This is a genomic window from Collinsella sp. An268 (assembly GCF_002159765.1).
In the GTDB taxonomy this organism is placed as follows: Bacteria; Actinomycetota; Coriobacteriia; order Coriobacteriales; family Coriobacteriaceae; genus Coprousia.
On sequence record NZ_NFJH01000003.1, the window covers coordinates 110,798 to 128,363 of the forward strand.

Genomic DNA, 17,566 nt, shown 5'->3' on the forward strand with positions numbered 1-17,566 from the left:
GCGAGTGGTTTTGCCTTCTTCGGGCGACCGGTCGCCGAGCGGGACCTGACCCCGCCTAGGATTGGGCGGCGTCGCACGCCGCGCGCTGCCACTCACCACCGAGCGCCACCTCGGGCATGAGCTCCTCGGACATGGCCTGCAAGATCTCCTCCATCTTAGCGAGGTCCTCGGCAGAGAAGCGCTCCTTGATGCGCTCGATCACCTCGTGCACGTACGAGGCGCTGATGTTGTAGTAGTCGAGGTACTTCTGCGTGGGGCGCAGATGGTACTCGCGGCCATCGTGCTCGGAGCGCACCTTCTCGACGTAGCCCTTGCGAATGAGGCTCGCCACCTTGTAGGCGGCATTGGACGACGAGATGCGCATGAACTGCGCGAACTCGTGCACCGTCGGGCTACCCAGCGCGTAGATGGCCTCCATCGCGAAGGATTCCACCGTGGTGAGACTCGCCTCGCGGTTCTGGAAGCGCGCAAACGTCTCCATATAAAAGTGCAGCTTGAACTTGCTATACACCTCGTTAAACCGTTCCTCGAGCATGGGTCCCCTTTCGCACGTGCATCGGCACCTACTGTACACCCTCGCCGGCGCCGAGGGCGAGGGTGAGCTCGGCCGATGCCGCCACGACACCGTCCACGCTCGCCGTCGCCTCCACAAAGGCGAAGGCGCCGCGCGTCTTGGTGATGCGCGCCTCGAGCGTGAGCACGTCGCCGGGACGCACCTGCCGCTTGAAGCGGGCGTCTTTGATGGCGGCAAAAAAGCCGAGCTTACCGGCGTGCTCCGGCAGCGAGAGCATGGCCACGGCCGCCGTCTGGGCGAGGGCCTCGATGATGAGGACGCCGGGAAGGACGTGGTAGGAGGGGAAGTGCCCGCAGAACACGGGACTCGTCACGCTCACGCACAGCCGTCCGCGCGCCCAAGAGCCCGCCTCGCCGTCATCGATGCGGTCGACGAGGGCGAAGGGATAGCGGTGCGGTAGCACCTGGGCGATCTGATTGGCGTCCAGCTGAAGGTGCGGTGCGGCGGAAGCGGTGGTGTCGGCCATAGGTTAGCCCTCCCATTTCTTGAACAGCAGGCAGGCGTTGTGCCCGCCGAAGCCGAGCGAGTTGGAGAGCGCGTACTCGACGCGCTTCGCGCGGCCCTCGTTGGGGATGTAGTCGAGGTCGCAGTCGGGATCGGCCTCGGCGTAGCCGATGGTCGCCGGCAGGTAGTCGTCGTGCAGCGCCAGAGCCGTAAAGACGGCCTCCACCGCACCGGCAGCGCCGAGCATGTGCCCTGTCATGGACTTGGTGGAGGAGACGGCGAGCTGATAGGCGTGATCGCCAAACACCGTCTTGATCGCCGCGGTCTCGCAGCGGTCGTTGAGCGGGGTCGACGTGCCGTGCGCGTTAATGTAGCCCACGGCCTCGGGCGCGACGCCGCCGGCGTCTTCGAGCGCCTGCGCCATGGCGCGCGCGCCGCCCTCGCCATCAGGCGCCGGCGCCGTGATGTGGTGCGCGTCGCAGGTGACGCCGTAGCCCACCACCTCGGCGATGATCTTGGCACCGCGGGCGAGCGCGTGCTCGCGCTCCTCCAGCAGCAGCATGGCGGCGCCCTCGCCCATCACAAAGCCGGAGCGGCGCGCGTCGAACGGAATCGACGCGGCCTTGGGGTCCGCGCCCGTGTGGAGCGCGCGCATCGTGGTGAAGCCGCCGATGGAGAGCGGGGTGATGGCCGCCTCGGTGCCGCCGGCGAGCATGACCTCGGCATAGCCGTCGCGGATGTGGCGGAAGGCGTCGCCCACCGCATTGGAGCCGCCGGCGCACGCCGTGACGGGGCAGGTGCACATGCCCTTGAAGCCCATCTCGATCGCGACCTCGCCCGCCGCCATGTTGGAGATGCCGGAGGGGATGTAGAAGGGCGAGCAGCGGTCAAACCCGCGCTTCAAGCAGCTCGTCTGTTGGTTCTCGGTCTCTTCCACGCCGCCGATGCCGGAGGAGACGATCACGCCGGCGCGCGTGGCGTCGATGGAGGCGGTGTCGAGCGCGGCGGTCTCAACGGCCTCGTGCGCCGCGATGAGGGCGAACTGCGTGAAGCGCGCGAGGTGCTTGGCGCGCTGTCGGCCCAGCAACGCCGCGCCGTCCCAGTCCTTTACCTCAGCGGCGAGCGTGACCTTGCGCTCGCTCGCGTCGTAGCGCGTGATGGGGGCGATGCCGCACGTGCCGGCGCGCACCGCGTCCCAGCTCTCGGCCACGGTATGACCGAGCGGCGTGACGGCGCCCATACCGGTGATGACCACGCGGCGCCTTTGCAGATTGCTCATTCGAAACTCCTTAGAACACAGGGGCACACATACGTGAGAGGCGGATTACATGCTCATGCCGCCGTCGATGGCGAGCACCTGGCCCGTGATGTAGGCGGCGTCGTCGGACACGAGAAATGCGATCGCATGCGCCACGTCCTCGGGCGCACCCAGGCGGCCGGCGGGGATCTGGGCGAGGGTGGCCTCGCGGGCGGCCTCGGGCATCGCGTCGGTCATGTCGGTCGCAATAAAGCCGGGGGCGACGGCGTTCACGCGGATGCCGGCGCCGGCGACCTCGCGGGCGATCGATTTGGTAAGGCCGATGAGGCCCGCCTTGCTCGCGGCGTAATTTGCCTGACCGGCGTTGCCGCGCAGCCCCACGACGGAGCTCAGGTTGACGATGGCGCCGGCGCGGGCGCGCATCATGGGACGCAAGACGGCCTTGGTCATAAGGAAGGCGCCGGTGAGGTTGGTGGCGATGACGGCCTCGAAATCCTCGGCGCTCATGCGCGCGGCCAGCTTGTCGCGCGTGATGCCGGCATTGTTGACGAGGATGTCGACGCCACCGAGCTCCTTGGCCGCGTCGACGAGCGCGGGCGCGGCCGCAGGATCGGTCGCGTTCGCCTTAACCGCGCGGACCTCGACGCCGAGCGCCGCGGCGGATGCGCGCGTCTCCTCGGCGGCAGCGGCATTGCCCGCATAGCTGAACACGATGTTTGCCCCGCGGCGCGCGAGCTCGAGCACGACGGCCCGCCCGATGCCCCGGCTGCCGCCCGTGACGATGGCGCACTTGCCGGCGAGGTTCTGGGGTGTCTCCTGCATGGCTATCCTTTCTAAGGGAGGGGTCGGTACAACATCCCGCCCCGGTTATGAGACCAGCGACTCGATGTCCGAGACGGTCTCGACGGACGTGCACGCGATGCCGGGCTCCGTCTTGCGTACGAGCCCCGAGAGCACGCGCCCCGGGCCAATCTCGATCACGCGGTCGACACCGAGCTCGGCGAGCCGGTGGATGGTGTCCTCCATGCGCACCGCGCTCTGCACCTGGCGAATGAGCAGCGCGGGCACGAGTTCGTCGATGCTACCGGAGGTCGACGCGGCGTCGAGCTCAGCCTCGCTCACCTCGCGGCCGAGCGTGTTGAAGAGCACCGGCACGCGCATGGCGCCGAAGCGCTCGGTTGCGAAGCGCTCGCGGAGCGCCTCGCCTGCAGGGGCCAGCAGCGAGGTGTGGAAGGGGCCGGAGACCTTGAGCGGGATGCAGCGGCGGGCGCCGGCCTCCTTGGCGAGAGCTGCTGCCGCCGCAACCGGTTCCGCATCGCCGGCGATGACCGTCTGGCCGGGGCAGTTGTAGTTGGAGACCTCGACGACCTCGCCGTCCGCAGCGGCCGCCTGCGCGGCGGCGACAGAGCGCTCCACCTGCTCGCGATCGATGCCCAGCACCGAGATCATGGCCGTCTTGCGCCCGGACGCCGCCTCGGCCATCGCACGGCCGCGGAAGGCGGCGAGCGCCACGGCCTGCGCGGGCTCGAACACGCCGGCATAGGCGAGGGCGGAGTACTCGCCGAGCGAGAGGCCGGCGGCGTAGTCCGCCTGGATGCCCCGCTCGGCAAGCACCGCCGTAAGGCCGCATGCAAAGGCGACCATCGCCGGTTGCGTGTAGGCGGTATCCGAAATCTTGCCCTCGGGGTCCTCGAACATGAGCGTCTTGAGGTCGAAGTCGACCGCGGCATCCGCCTCGTCGATCACGCGGGCAAACGCCGGGTAGGTCTCGTACAGATCGGCGCCCATGCCCGCATGCTGCGAGCCCTGGCCGGCAAAAAGAAACGCGAGCGCCATGGGGCTACACCTCCAACCCAGCTATGACCGCGCGTGCGCCGGCCACGAGGTCCTCCAGTATGGCGCGCACCGGACGCACCTCGTGCACCATGCCCGCCACCTGGCCGCACATGAAGCTTCCGGTATCGATGTCGCCGTCGAACACGGCGCGGCGAAGGCTGCCGAGCGTGAGCGCCTCGAGCTCGTCGCGCTTGGTGTCGGTGCGCTCCAGCTCCAGATACCTCTTGGTCATCTTGTTCTTAAGGCAGCGCACGGGGGCACCGGCGGGACGGCCCGTCACCACGGTGTCGTTCACGCCGGCCGCAACGACCTTGTCCTTATAGTTCTGGTGGATGGGGCACTCCTCGCTCGCCAGCAGGCACGTGCCCACCTGCACGCCGCAGGCACCGAGGGCAAGGGCCGCCGCCATGCCGCGCCCGTCGGCAATGCCGCCCGCCGCGATGACGGGGAGGTCGGGCACCGCATCCACCACGGCGGGCACGAGCGCCATCGTGGTGGCCTCGCCCACGTGTCCGCCGGACTCGGTACCCTCGGCGATGATGCCGTCGATGGGCAGGCGCGCGAGGCGCTTGGCGAGAATGGGCGCGGCGACCACGGGAAAGACCTTGATGCCGGCCTCCTTCCACGCATCGATGTACTTGGCGGGGTTGCCGGCGCCGGTGGTGATGACCGAGACGCCCTCCTCAACCACCACGCGTGCGCACTCATCGATGTGCGGGTTCATGAGCATGAGGTTCACGCCAAAGGGCTTGTCGGTCGCGGCGGCAGCGGCGCGGATCTCTGCGCGGAGCGCCTCACCGGTGAGGCCGCCGCCCGCCACGAGGCCGAGCGCGCCCGCATTCGAGCAAGCCGCCGCAAACGCGCCGGTGGCGATGTTGGCCATACCACCCTGGATGATGGGGAATTCCGTCCCCAGAATCTCGTTCAGCTTCTTCATCTGGCTATCCGTTCCTTTCCGTGGTCCCGCGTGCGCGCGTTGCGTTTGGGGACGGGGTTGCTGGATCTAATGCGGACGCTGGCGCCCTGCTTGGGTGCCCCGCGCAAAGCGAGGCCGCGCTTGCCGGGACGGGCCGCCGCATGAGGAAATGCGGCCCCGCCCCAAGCCCAACGCCTAGGGGGCGACCTCAACCAAGCAGCTCGCCCAGGTGAGGCCCGCGCCAAAGCCCGCCATCACCACGCGCGCCGGAGAGGAAAGCTCACCGGTGCGCACGAGCTCGTCGAGCAGAATCGGCACACTCGCCGCGCTCGTGTTGCCCGTGTGGTCGATGTTGCCGGCGCAGCGCTCGGGATCGACCCCGAGCTTGCGCACTGCCACGTCCACGATGCGCTTGTTTGCCTGGTGGAAGACGAAGCGATCCACATCGGTCGCCTCCACCCCGGCGGCGGTGAGCACCTCGGCGGTGCAGCGCGGCAGCACCTCAGTGGCAAAGCGAAAGACCGCCCGGCCGTCCATGGAGAGATGACTCGCGAGCGGCGCACCCTGCGCGTCGACCGCGCCCGCGCCCGGAGCGAAGAGCGCCTCGTCGTTGCCGCGCGAACCCCACGTCGCCACGAGGTCCGGCGCGCCGGCAGCGCGCTCGAGCACCGCGGCGCCCGCACCGTCGCCAAAGAGCACGCAGGTGGAGCGATCGGAGAAGTCGACCACACGGCTCAGCTCCTCGGCGCCCACCACAAGCGCGAGCGGGCGCGACGCGCGCTCGATAAGGCAGCCCGCGGTGTAGAGCGCGTAGACGAAGCCCGCGCAGGCCGCGTTGACATCGAGGCAGAGCGTGTCCTCGGCAAGCCCGAGCTCGCGCTCGAGCAAACACGCCGTAGAGGGCGTCGCCGCCGACGGGGTGAAGGTGGCGACGAGGCAGACGCCCACCTCCTCGGCCGTGCGCCCGCTCGCTGCAAGCGCGCGGCGCGCCGCCTCGCAAGCGAGGGTGAGCTGCGACTCGCCCTTGGCGCGGTCGCAATAGCGGCGCGAACGGATGCCCGTGCGGGTGGAAATCCACTCGTCGGAGGTATCCACGATCTGCGCGAGATCGTCGTTGGTGACCGTACGGCTCGGAAGCGCCGAGCCCGTGCCCACAATGCGCACACCCGGCACGCGCCCGACCTGCCCTGTCTGCATCTCGTTCGTCATACGCGTCCCCGCTTCACGGCCGTCGCGCCCATGGCGCGGAACTTCCGGTACCGGTCCTCCACGATTGCGGTGCGGCTCATCTTCTCCAGCTCGGCCAGCTCACGGGTGAGCGCGGTGTCCACCACCTGGAAGAGCGCGGCGGGGTTCTCGTGCGCCCCGCCCGCGGGCTCGGGGATGATTCCGTCGATCACGCCCAGCTCAAGCAGGTCGTCTGCCGTGAGCTTCATGACCTCGCACGCCTCGTCGGCTCGGCTCGCGTCCTTCCACAGAATCGAGGCGAAACCCTCGGGCGAGAGCACCGAGTACACCGCGTTCTCGAGCATGAGCACCCGGTTGCCCACGGCGAGCGCAAGCGCGCCGCCCGAACCGCCCTCGCCGGTGATGACCGAGACGACCGGCACGGTGAGCGAGCTCATGAGCTCGATGGAGCGGGCGATTGCCTCGCCCTGACCGTGCTCTTCGGCCTCGAGCCCCGGATAGGCGCCCGATGTGTCCACGAACGTGATGATGGGGCGGCCGAACTTCTCGGCAGCGCGCATGATGCGCTGGGCCTTGCGGTACCCCTCGGGCGATGCCATGCCAAAGTTGCAGGCGATGCGCTCCTCGATGGTGGCGCCCTTGCGGTTGCCGATCACGGTAACCGGACGTCCATGGAAGCGCGCGATGCCGCCCATGATGCTCGGGTCGTCGGTCATGGAGCGGTCGCCGTGCTGCTCGAAGAAGTCACCGAAGAGCGCCTTGATGAACTCGGCCACACCCGGACGGCCCGGCTGCCGGGCGAGGGCCACGCGCTGGGCCGCGGTGAGCACGTCCGTCGGGGCGGCATCCGCCGCGGGGCGGGCGACCTCGGCCGGCGCGCCGTCGGTGGCCGTCATGCCGGCCGCCGCCGTGACGCGCTCGGCGAGTGCCTCGGTGTTGGCGAGCTTATCGGTCGTGGGTTCGGTCACGGTTGACACCTCCCTTTCCATGCAGGGCGAGCACGCGGATGAGCATCGAGCGCATCCGCGCGCGCGGAACGACGGCGTCGAGGAAGCCGTGCTCGAGCTGGAACTCGGCGCTCTGGAAGCCCTCGGGGAGCTTCTCGCCGATAGTCTGCTCGATCACGCGCGGGCCGGCAAAGCCGATGAGCGCGCCCGGCTCGGCGAGCATGATGTCGCCCAGGCTCGCAAAGCTCGCGGTGACGCCGCCCGTGGTGGGGTGCGTGAGCACCGAGATGTAGAGGCCGCCCTTGTCGGAGAAGCGCTGGATGGCCGCGGAGGTCTTGGCCATCTGCATGAGCGAGACGATGCCCTCCTGCATGCGTGCGCCGCCCGAGGCGGAGAAGATGATGAGCGGCAGGTGGCTCTTGCCCGCACGCTCGATGAGCCGTGCGAGCTTCTCGCCCACCACGGCACCCATGCTCGCCATGAGGAAGCCCGTATCGAGCGCCGCCACGGCCACGCGCACGCCGCCGATCTTACCGAGGCCCGTTACCACGGCGTCGCCGAGATGGGTCTTGGCGTTGAGACCCTTGAGCTTCTCGGGGTAGCCCGGAAAGTCGAGCGGGTCGCGCGAGACGAGGTTGGGGTCGAGTTCCTTAAAGGAGCCCTCGTCGAGGATGATGTGCAGACGCTCGCGCGCCGGCAGCGGGAAGTGGTGCCCACAATAGGGGCACACGCGCTGGTTGGCGGCGAGCTCCTCCTCGGGGAGGTCGCGCCCGCACGAGGGGCACGTCGTCGCCGCGGTGCGCCGGCGCTCGGTGGCGGCCCCGCCGCGGAGCTTCTTGAGGGCGAGCAGCCGTTGCCGGCGCTCAGCCAGAATTCCGGCCATTTACGCCTCCTTTTCCGTCGCCACGGGGGTGGCGGGGGCAGCGGGCTCGGCCGCCGTGCCGTCGCCGGCCGCGGCGGGCGCCTCGTCGGCCGCCGGGGCCTTTTCCGCGAGCTCGGCGGTAGAACCGGCAGCGGCCTCGGCCTCCTCGGGCTCAACGCCCGCGCTCCACGCCACGAGCGTGTCGAGGTTCTGGTCGATGAACGAGGTGTCATACGCCCCGCGCACAAACTGCGGGTGGTACATGATCTGGTGCAGCAGGTCCACGTTGGTTACGGGGCCGGCCACGATGGTCTCTTCGAGCGCGCGGCGCATGCGCTTGATGGCCTCGAGGCGCGTCGGAGCCCAGCAGATGAGCTTGGCGATGAGCGAGTCGTAGTAGGGCGGCAGCTCGCAGCCTGCGTAGAGGCCGGAGTCCACGCGCACGCCCGCGCCGCCCGGCAGGTGCAGAAAGCCAACGTGGCCGGGCGCCGGCATGAAGCCGTGCGACGGGTCCTCGGCGTTGATGCGGCACTCGATGGCGTGTCCGTTGGGATGGATGTCGTCCTGGGTGAACGACAGCGTGAGCCCGGCGGCCACGCGAATCTGCTCGCGCACAAGGTCGGTGGCGGTCACGATCTCGGTGATGGGATGCTCCACCTGGATGCGCGTGTTCATCTCGATGAAGTAGAACGCACCGGAGGGGTCGAGCACAAACTCGATAGTGCCGGCGTTAACGTAGCCCGCAGCGCGCGCCGCCGCGACGGCGGCCTCGCCCATCTGCGCCCGCAGCTCGGGAGAAAGCACGCGGGCCGGGGTCTCCTCAATCATCTTCTGACCGCGGCGCTGGATGGAGCAGTCGCGCTCCCCCAGCTGCACGACGTTGCCGTGCGCGTCGGCCATGATCTGGAACTCGATGTGATGCGGGTTGAGCACCAGCTTCTCGAGGTACATCTCGTCGTCGTTGAAGCACGCGCGCGACTCGGCGCGGGCCTCCTCGAAGAGGGTCTCGAAATCGGCGGGGTCGAAAACCTTGCGCATGCCGCGCCCGCCGCCACCCGCAGCGGCCTTGATGAGCACGGGATAGCCGATCTTCTCGGCGATCTTGGCACCCACGCGCGCGTTCGGCACGTCGCCGTCGGAGCCCGGCACGACGGGCACGCCCGCGCTCTTCATGAGCTCGCGCGCGGCCGCCTTGTTGCCCATGCGCTCGATGACGTCGGCCGACGGGCCGATGAACGCGATACCCTCCTCGGCGCAGCGCCGCGCGAAGTCGGCGTTCTCGGAGAGAAAGCCGTAGCCGGGATGGATGGCGTCGCACCCGGTATTCTTGGCAACCGTAAGAATCGCGTCGACGTCGAGGTAGCTCTTGGCCGAGGGTGCCGGGCCGATGCAGTAGGCGTGCTCGGCGAGCTGCACGTGCAGCGCCTCGCGGTCCGCCTCGGAATAGACGACGATGGGCTCGATATCGAGCTCGCGACACGCGCGGAAGATGCGGACGGCGATCTCCCCGCGGTTGGCGATGAGGATGCGCTTGAACATAGCCTACCGCCTAGTCCTCGCGGTAACGGATGATGGGCGCACCGAACTCCACAAGCTCGCCGTCGGCCACGAGGACCTCCTCGATGGTGCAGTCGCAGGGAGCCGGCACCTCGCTCATCATCTTCATGGCCTCGAGAAGGCAGACCGTATCGCCCTTCTTTACGTGGTCGCCCGGCTGGACGTACGGGTCCTTATCGGGCGCGGGCGCCGCGTAGAACACGCCCACGAGCGGCGCGGTGATGCACGTGCCGGTATCCGCCGGAGAGCTCTCCGCCGGTGCCTGTGCAGGTGCCGCAGGCACCGGAGCTGTCGCCGGGACGGGCGCAGACGGCGCCACGGGGGCTGCCGGCGCGGCCGGGGAGGCGGGCACGGCGACGGGAAGGATCACGGGCGCCGGGGCCGCGGGGGCCTGCGCCTTCTCGAGCTCGAGCTCGACGCCCTCCCACGCGAGCTTGAGCCGTGTGGCGCTACCCGCCTCAAACCGGTCCATCACATCGTAGATATCTTGCGCTTTCACACCCATGCTTCCTCCTTCGGCCAGGCAGGACCCCTGCCCCGCCGGCACCGCCCTGGCACGTCGGGGCACAAGGCCCCGTCTGTCATCCCGCGTTACGCGAGCTTCTGCTCGATGTAGTCGGCCAGATCGCCCACGGTCTTGAACTGATCGAGCTCGGCGTCGTCGATCTCGACCTCAAAGGCCTCCTCGAGCGCCATGACGAGCTCCATCGCCGCGAGCGAGTCGGCGCCCAGGTCCTCCTCGAGCTTGGCCTCACGGGTGACCTTCTCCAGGTCGCACCCGACGGTCTCGGAGATGACCTCGCACATCTTCTGGAAATCCATGGTCTGTCCTTTCCGGGCCGAGGGCCCTTCTGGTCGTGGTGGGCGACGCCGCACGTTTGCGGCGCCCGTCTTTTGCGAGGCTCGCTTCCGGCAAACTCTCTCAAAAAACTTAGTTAAAGTATTTTAGTTTTGAGTTTTGAGTCATGGCCGAGAATCAGGGATTTCCCCGTTCTCCTCAGGCTCTGCACAAATTGACGTTTACTGTCATTACGTCAATACCATTTTGATACTCAACGCTGCACGCTGCGGCCACCGCAACCTTCCGTTGCATCGGCGGGGGCGGTATACGAAAATGGACGAGACGAGAGGAGCGCCCGTGCGTGCCATTCAGCGCATCAACCATAACGCCGCCATCTGCGAGGACGGCGCCGGGCACCAGCTCATTGCGCTGGGGCGCGGCATTGGGTTTGGCGATATGCCGCACGAGGTCAATCTGGAGGACGTCAAGCGGACGTTTTACGGCATCGACCGCAAGTACCTGGCGTTTATCGACGAGGTGGACCCCGATGTGCTGGAGTTTTCCGCCCAGCTCGCTGACATCGTGACGCAGCAGGTCTCCTACGAGCTCTCCCCCAACCTGCCCATCACGCTCGCCGACCATATCCAGTTCGCGCTCAAGCGCGCACGCGAGCACCTGGTTGTTCCCATGCCGCTCGCCGAGGACGTGCAGCAGGCGCACCCGGTGGAGTACCGCCTGGCCGAGATGGCCGTGCGCGGTATGCAGAAGACCTTTAAGGTGCGCATGGACCGGCATGAGGCCACGGGCGTGGCGCTCTCCATCGTCAACGCCGCCGTGGCGCCGAGTCAGCGCCGGGCACTCGCCACCAAGCGCGAGGAACGCCTCTTGGAGCACGTTGCCGAGGCCGTCGAGCGCGAGATGGGCGTCACCGTCGACCGCGATTCATTTGCCTACGCGCGCTTTACCACGCACATACGCTACCTCATCGAGCGGGTGCAGAAGGGCGAGCCCATCGAGTCGGAGAACTGCGGCCTCTATGAGGTGCTCGCCGAGCAGTACCCGCGCGCCGCGACGTGCGCACGGGCACTTGCCGCCGAGATCCAGGCGGCTTACGGCGAGCCCCTCACCGATGAGGAGCTCGTCTACCTCATCATGCACATCAACCGGATCGTGCCGTCCACCGCCGCATAGCTACCGCTCGCGGAACAAAACTACACTGCGGCAGGCCGCCCCCTCTGCATCGAGCCTATACTCACCGTGCATTGGGTGCTACGCACGGCTCGCTCCGTACGGCATTACCGATCACCAGAAGCCGTTCGCGGTTTCTGTCGGTGTGCCGCGGAGCTTTTTTCATGCCGCGTGGAACCCGCTGCCATGCACGATTCCCCGCCACAGCAAAATCGCTCCGGAGCACCGCGCGGTGATGCGCACACCGCGCGGCCGTCGAGGCCCCGCATGTTCAGGCGGAGAGGCGCCGCGCCCCCCGCACCAACCCCAACGAGATGGGAGCAACATGGCAGTCGACAACAAACAGATTGCTCAAGACGTACTCGCCGCCGTGGGAGGCGCCGCCAACGTCACGAGCGCCACGCATTGCATGACGCGCCTGCGCCTCAACCTTAAGGACCAGTCGGTCCCCAACGACGATGAGGTGAAGAAGATCAAGGGCGTGCTGGGCGCGCAGTGGTCGGGCGGCCAGTATCAGGTCATCATCGGGCAGAACGTGCCCAAGGTCTACGCCGAGGCCGTCAAGCTCGGCGTGCCCGGCGAGGGAGCCATCGCCGAGAACCTCGACCCCGACATGCCCAAGGAGAAACTCACTCCCAAGCGGGTGGGCCAGAACATCCTCAACTACCTCTCAAAGTCGATGGTCGCGCTGATTCCGCTCATGATGGGCGCGTCGCTGTTCAAGGCGATCGGCGCGCTTCTCGGGCCCGACATGCTCAACCTGGTTACAGCGGATAGCAGCTTCATCACGCTCTGCAACGCGATGTTCAACGCAGGCTTCTACTTCATACCGATTTACCTCGGGTACTCCGCAGCTAAAAACATCGGCGTGACGCCGGTCCTCGGCATGCTCATGGGTGGCGCGTTGATCTCTCCCGATCTCATCGCCCTGGCTGGCCAGCCGTTTGATGTTTACGGCATCCCGACCACCATGCAGAATTATTCTCAAACGGTTCTTCCCATTATTCTCTCGATCTGGGTTATGAGCTATGTCGAGAAGCTCTTCAAGAAGATCGTTCCCGATACGCTTGCCACGATCTTTGTTCCCTTCTTGACGATGGTGGTCATGCTGCCGGTCTCGCTGTGCCTCCTTGCCCCGATTGGCAACTGGGCCGGCCAGCTCGTTGCGGGATTCATCGCGAGCCTGACGGGGCCCGGCCTCGGCATCCTGGGCGCCATCATCATCGGCGGCTTCTGGGAGTTCCTGGTCATGACCGGCATGCATATCGCGGTTCTTGGCATCGGTATGACCGGATTTCTTCAGACGGGCAGCCAGACGGGTGCCATGGTGTGCGCTGGCTATGCAACCATCGCCGTCTGGGGTATGTGCTTGGGCATCGCGCTGCGCACCAAAAATAAGAACGACCGCTCCACTGCGCTCGGCTGCTTCGTTTCGGGCATGATCGGCGGCGTGACCGAGCCTGGCCTGTACGGTATCGGCTTCAAGTTCAAGCGCGCCATGATCGGCATGGTCGTGGGCGGCGCCGTCGCGGGCATCTATTCCGTTCTGACGAATGTGACCACGTATGTCATGGCGAGTTCAAATATCCTTTGCTTGATCCAATTCACTGGCGGCAGCACCATGAACATCGTCAACGGCTGCATCGCCTCCGCTTTGGCGCTGATCGTTTCAACGGTTGTGACCTTCCTTACGGGTATGACCAAGGATGAAATCGCCCAAAGCGCTCTCGAGACCGAGGAGTCAGGGTTATAAGGTTCGCGGCGCTCGATAACACCCGATACGGATAAGATTGATTTGGGCGCCGCCCGAGCGTCATCCATGGGGGAATTGCGCCAGATGACCCCTCACCTATCCGCTCTGTGCAGCTTTTGATGGAGGTTTCACATGAAGCAATTGCTCATCCGCGCCGACGACATCGGCTACTCCTACGCCGTCAACGTTGGCATCGCCCGCACCGTACACGAGGGCCTCGTGCGCTCCGTCGGCGTCATGCCCAACATGCCCGAGACGGAGCGCGGCGTCGCCTGGGTCAAGGATGCCGACATCGCCATCGGCCAGCACACCAACGTCTGCCTGGGGCGCCCCTGCGCCGACCCCGCGCGCATCCCGAGCCTTTTGGGGCCGGACGGCTGCTTTAAGAGCAGCCGCGAGTACCGCGCCAAGTATAAAGAGGGTGTCGACTTTGTCGACTTCGACGAGGCGGTAATCGAGATCGAGGCACAGCTCGCGCGCTTCCTCGAGGTTGTGGGGAGCGACCCCGACTACTTCGAGGCGCACGCCGTCACGAGCAACAACCTCAATCGCGCCATCGCCTACGTTGCCGAACGCCACGGCTACAAGAACCAGCCGGCTTCGTTCGACCCCACTGCCGTGGTTACCTGCGGCTCCACACCGGTGCGCATGGTCCTGCGCTCGATGACGCCCGACTACGACCCCGCCGCGTGCATCCGCGAGACGGTCGCGCAGATGGCCGACGGCGACACCACCGTGTTTGTGGCGCACCCCGGCTATCTGGACCAGTTCATCCTCAACAACTCGTCGCTCACCACCGACCGCACCAAGGAGGTCGACGCGCTCATCTCGCCTGAGCTGCGCACCTGGCTCGAGGCGCAGCCCGATCTTGCGCTTATCGACTACCGCGACCTGTAAGCAACGGCAAGGCACAGCCGCGACGGCACGTGATGGCGGGTGGAGCACAAGGCACCGCACGACCATGACGTAGCATAACGTCGAGAACTCGACAGAAGTTTTGTCGAGTTCTCGACGTTTTTGTTTGTCGAGTTTATCGAGTTTGCCGAGGAGGCGCCCGAGGCCGCTCCCGGTGCTCCGCAGCCTACTCCGTGCGCAGCGCCGTAACCGGGTCCTTCTTCGCCGCCATGCGGCTCGGCGCCAAGCCCGCCGCGAGCGACAGCACCACCGAGATGACCACGAGCGCCACGCCCGCCCCCACAGGCACCGCCGCAAGGTTCTCCACCCCGGCGACCGCGTAGATGATGGCGTTGACCGGAATGTCCAAGAGCACCGTGACGCCCACGCCGAGCAAGCCCGAGACCAACCCGATGATGAACGTCTCGGCGGTAAAGATGCGCGAAACGTCGCGCTTGCTCGCACCGATGGCACGCAGGATGCCGATCTCCTTCGTGCGCTCGAGCACCGAGATGTAGGTGATGATGCCGATCATGATGGAGCTCACCACGAGCGAGATGGCCACAAAGGCGATCAGGATGTAGGTGATGGCGTTCACGATATCGGTCACGCTCGACATGAGCATGCCCACGATATCGGTGTACTGGATCTCGGTTCCCTCGCCGTCGGCCCGAATCTGATCGTTGTACTCGTCAATGAGCTGGTCGACCTGCTCCTTCGCCTCAAAGTCTACGGGATAGATGCTGATGGTCGACGGATTGTCGAGGTCGCCTTTGCCCAGCAGCTCGAGATTTCCCTCGTAGGTCGCATTGTCCGTCTGGCTCGCCATCTGCTCTGAGAACGCCTCGGCTATCTCGTCGTCCGACAGGCCCTCAGCACGCAGTTCGTCGACATAGCTCTGGAGCTGCGAGCCCTGCTCGGCGGGCAGCTGGCCGATCAGCATCTCGATACCCTCCATCGTGAGGCCCGTCGAGCTCTCCTCAAACGGCAGCCCCGTGAAGATATCCGTCGTCGGATCCGCCTCCTGCGCGGTCACCGCCGGGCTCGCGTCGCCCGCCTCAATCACGTGATCCACCAGCTCGGGCGTGTACAGAACGCTTCCCCAGTTGGTCTCGTCGTTGCCCTCGGCAGGCTGCACGATGCCCACCACGCGCAGGGTCTCCGCAGCGTTGATGACGTCGGTCATAAACGCGTCGTCCTCCGACATGTCGCTCCAGGTGCCGTCCGCCTGCTCGGCGTAGGTGTACGCCTCGGGCACAAGCTTGAAGGTAAGCCCCATGAGCTCGTCGTAGGTGTAGGAGGTTCCCTCGACCTGCTCGACCTCGCGCCCCGCGATCACATCCGCCATCATGCCGCGCAGGTCACTCTGGTCGAGAAGCCCGAGCGCGTAGAGGGTGTAGTCGGAGATGCGCCCGTTCTCGTCGATGTAGAGCACCACCTCGTCCCAACTCTCGGGCATGCGGCCCGCGACCACGGTGTAGTCGCGCTCCCACGTGTCGCGGTTGGGCAGAAGCTCGGTAAAGACATCGTAGGACGAGCCCATGCTCGAGAGCATCTCGGTCTGGGTCTGGCCCATCGAGATGCCGAGCGCGTCCATCACCGTCGCCGGATTTACCTGAACGGGGCCGTCGGCGGTGTCGGACGAGTAGATGTTGATCGGCACATCGTAGGTGTACTCGATCGCGGTGGTGATGTCCTCGATGTCGCCGGGATTGCTCTCGAGCCATTCCTTGATCGCGGGCATGTCGTTCTCGTTGGCGCCATCGGCCACACTGGTGACCATGTTGGTCACGAGGTCCCTCGACGAGACGGTCCCTTCCTCGACCGTCTGGGCCGCCGTCTCAGCTGCCGACCCCATCATCGAGCCCATCATGCTCGCCATATTCACGCTCGTCGACTGGATGGTGAGCGGATAGCTCCCCATGGTCGACTCCTCGGTCTCGGCGATATAGTTCTGCGCGCCGTCCGAGAGCGACAGGATGAGCGCGATGCCGATGATGCCGATGGATCCGGCGAACGCCGTCAGAAACGTACGCCCCTTCTTCGTCATGAGGTTGGTAAAAGAAAGACTGAGCGCCGAGCGGAAGCTCATCGAGCGCTTGCCCTTCTTCGCGTCCTCCACGGCGTGCGCCTGCACCTGCTCGGGCGTGAGGCGCTCACGCGTTGCATCGACCGGCGCGGAGTCGCTCGTGATAAGGCCGTCGGAGATGCGCACGATGCGGTCGGAGTAGCGCTCGGCAAGCTCGGGGTTGTGCGTGACCATGATGACCAGGCGGTCGCGGCTGAGCTCCTTTAGGATCTCCATCACCTCGACGGAGGTCTCGGTGTCCAGCGCGCCCGTGGGCTCGTCAGCCAAAATGATCTCGGGATCGTTCACCAGCGCGCGAGCGATGGCCACGCGCTGCATCTGTCCGCCCGACAGTTGGTTGGGCTTCTTTTTAAGGTGGTCGCCGAGGCCCACGCGCTTGAGCGCCTCCTCCGCACGGCGCCGCCGCTCCGCCGCCGGCGTACCCGAGAGCACGAGCGCCATCTCGACGTTGGCGATGACCGTCTGATGCGGGATGAGGTTGTAGCTCTGAAAGACGAAGCCCACCGAATGGTTGCGGTACGTATCCCAGTCCTGGTCGTGATAGCTCTTGGTCGAGCGGCCGTTGATGACGAGGTCGCCGCGCGTGTACTGGTCAAGACCGCCGATGATGTTCAGAAGCGTTGTCTTGCCGCAGCCGGACTGACCGAGGATGCTGACAAACTCCTGGTCGCGAAACGTGACCGAGATGCCCTTGAGGGCGTGGACGACGGTGTCGCCTGAAGGATAGTCTTTGGTGATGCCTTTGAGCTCAAGCACGGAAGTGCCTTTCTATCGTTGCGCACGGGTTGCCGGAATGGCGTGGGCGGGGCGGCGGGGCGGCCGCCGCGTGCCGCGCCCACGCGACACCGGGTTGCGATACATGGTGGTCATGGTACCCGTAACGCGCGATGCGAGACACCGAAGCCGCACGGCGTGCAGGACGCGGGGAGAAAACTCGCAGATTGTATAGGCAGATTGCATATCGCGCATTTTAGCCGGCATAACCCCAGCTCTGCGGCATGCAAAGAACCGGCGATTTGTATAGAAAAATACAATCCGCCCGTTCTTTCCCCTGAGATACATACAATCCGCCATTTCTCTCCCCTTATTCCCTGGGCATACAATCTGGCAGGTTTGTCCCCCTTGCACCCCCGAGGGACGCGACCGCACAAACACGGCCGGGACGGCGCCGCTGGGCGGAGGGGTGACATTTTCGCGCAACGACGACGACGCTTGGCTGACAGGACCCTCAATCAGGGGGGTTATTTATTCTAGTGACTAGTTTACGATGGGTCCTGCG

16 protein-coding genes are annotated in these 17,566 nt (G+C 66.3%); 3 read left to right on the forward strand and 13 right to left on the reverse strand.

All coding sequences use genetic code 11. The features are described from left to right. Positions 1-55: 55 nt before the first annotated feature. From B5F70_RS03520 to acpP, 12 genes are all read right to left on the reverse strand, one after another. Positions 56-535, reverse strand: a complete 480-nt coding sequence (locus tag B5F70_RS03520) for a MarR family winged helix-turn-helix transcriptional regulator (RefSeq protein WP_087204185.1) — start codon at positions 533-535, stop codon at positions 56-58. 28 nt (positions 536-563) lie between these two features. Next, a complete protein-coding gene (gene fabZ / locus B5F70_RS03525; protein ID WP_087204186.1) occupies positions 564-1,040 on the reverse strand; it encodes a 3-hydroxyacyl-ACP dehydratase FabZ in 477 nt (158 codons plus the stop codon). A gap of 3 nt (positions 1,041-1,043) precedes the next feature. Then, entirely contained in the window at positions 1,044-2,297 is a 1,254-nt protein-coding gene (gene fabF, locus B5F70_RS03530) for a beta-ketoacyl-ACP synthase II (RefSeq protein WP_206383489.1), read from the reverse strand. A gap of 45 nt (positions 2,298-2,342) precedes the next feature. Continuing rightward, positions 2,343-3,098, reverse strand: a complete 756-nt coding sequence (gene fabG / locus B5F70_RS03535; protein WP_087204187.1) for a 3-oxoacyl-[acyl-carrier-protein] reductase — start codon at positions 3,096-3,098, stop codon at positions 2,343-2,345. A gap of 45 nt (positions 3,099-3,143) precedes the next feature. After that, entirely contained in the window at positions 3,144-4,112 is a 969-nt protein-coding gene (locus B5F70_RS03540) for an ACP S-malonyltransferase (RefSeq protein WP_087204188.1), read from the reverse strand. Positions 4,113-4,116: 4 nt separating this feature from the next. Further along, complete coding sequence (locus tag B5F70_RS03545) at positions 4,117-5,049, reverse strand: nitronate monooxygenase (protein ID WP_087204189.1); 933 nt, start codon at positions 5,047-5,049, stop codon at positions 4,117-4,119. Between the two features lie 174 nt (positions 5,050-5,223). Then, positions 5,224-6,237 (reverse strand): beta-ketoacyl-ACP synthase III, encoded by a 1,014-nt coding sequence (locus B5F70_RS03550; protein WP_241145892.1) that lies wholly within the window; start codon positions 6,235-6,237, stop codon positions 5,224-5,226. Next, positions 6,234-7,184: an acetyl-CoA carboxylase carboxyltransferase subunit alpha gene (locus tag B5F70_RS03555; protein ID WP_241145893.1), complete on the reverse strand. Its 951-nt coding sequence runs from the start codon at positions 7,182-7,184 to the stop codon at positions 6,234-6,236. Before B5F70_RS03555 ends, B5F70_RS03550 begins: the two co-directional genes overlap by 4 nt. Then, complete coding sequence (gene accD, locus B5F70_RS03560) at positions 7,162-8,046, reverse strand: acetyl-CoA carboxylase, carboxyltransferase subunit beta (RefSeq protein WP_087204190.1); 885 nt, start codon at positions 8,044-8,046, stop codon at positions 7,162-7,164. The genes B5F70_RS03555 and accD overlap by 23 nt, the downstream gene beginning before the upstream one ends. Further along, a complete protein-coding gene (gene accC / locus B5F70_RS03565) occupies positions 8,047-9,564 on the reverse strand; it encodes an acetyl-CoA carboxylase biotin carboxylase subunit (protein WP_087204191.1) in 1,518 nt (505 codons plus the stop codon). Positions 9,565-9,574: 10 nt separating this feature from the next. After that, positions 9,575-10,087: an acetyl-CoA carboxylase biotin carboxyl carrier protein gene (gene accB / locus B5F70_RS03570; RefSeq protein ID WP_206383490.1), complete on the reverse strand. Its 513-nt coding sequence runs from the start codon at positions 10,085-10,087 to the stop codon at positions 9,575-9,577. Between the two features lie 86 nt (positions 10,088-10,173). Further along, the gene (gene acpP / locus B5F70_RS03575) at positions 10,174-10,404 is read right to left on the reverse strand and encodes an acyl carrier protein (RefSeq protein WP_087204192.1); all 231 of its coding nucleotides are present in this window, start codon (positions 10,402-10,404) and stop codon (positions 10,174-10,176) included. A 316-nt stretch (positions 10,405-10,720) separates the two neighbouring features. Here acpP and B5F70_RS03580 point away from each other — a divergent pair, with 316 nt between their 5' ends. The 3 genes from B5F70_RS03580 (at position 10,721) to B5F70_RS03590 (ending at position 14,201) form a co-directional block, all read left to right on the forward strand. After that, positions 10,721-11,554 carry a PRD domain-containing protein gene (locus B5F70_RS03580; protein ID WP_158094922.1) on the forward strand — a complete coding sequence of 278 codons (834 nt, stop codon included), beginning with the start codon at positions 10,721-10,723 and terminating at the stop codon, positions 11,552-11,554. Between the two features lie 322 nt (positions 11,555-11,876). After that, positions 11,877-13,304: a PTS transporter subunit EIIC gene (locus B5F70_RS03585; RefSeq protein WP_087204194.1), complete on the forward strand. Its 1,428-nt coding sequence runs from the start codon at positions 11,877-11,879 to the stop codon at positions 13,302-13,304. A 132-nt stretch (positions 13,305-13,436) separates the two neighbouring features. Then, positions 13,437-14,201, forward strand: a complete 765-nt coding sequence (locus B5F70_RS03590) for a ChbG/HpnK family deacetylase (protein WP_087204195.1) — start codon at positions 13,437-13,439, stop codon at positions 14,199-14,201. Positions 14,202-14,385: 184 nt separating this feature from the next. Here B5F70_RS03590 and B5F70_RS03595 read toward each other — a convergent pair whose 3' ends face one another. Further along, positions 14,386-17,043 carry an ABC transporter ATP-binding protein/permease gene (locus B5F70_RS03595; RefSeq protein ID WP_087204196.1) on the reverse strand — a complete coding sequence of 886 codons (2,658 nt, stop codon included), beginning with the start codon at positions 17,041-17,043 and terminating at the stop codon, positions 14,386-14,388. Between the last annotated feature and the right edge of the window lie 523 nt (positions 17,044-17,566).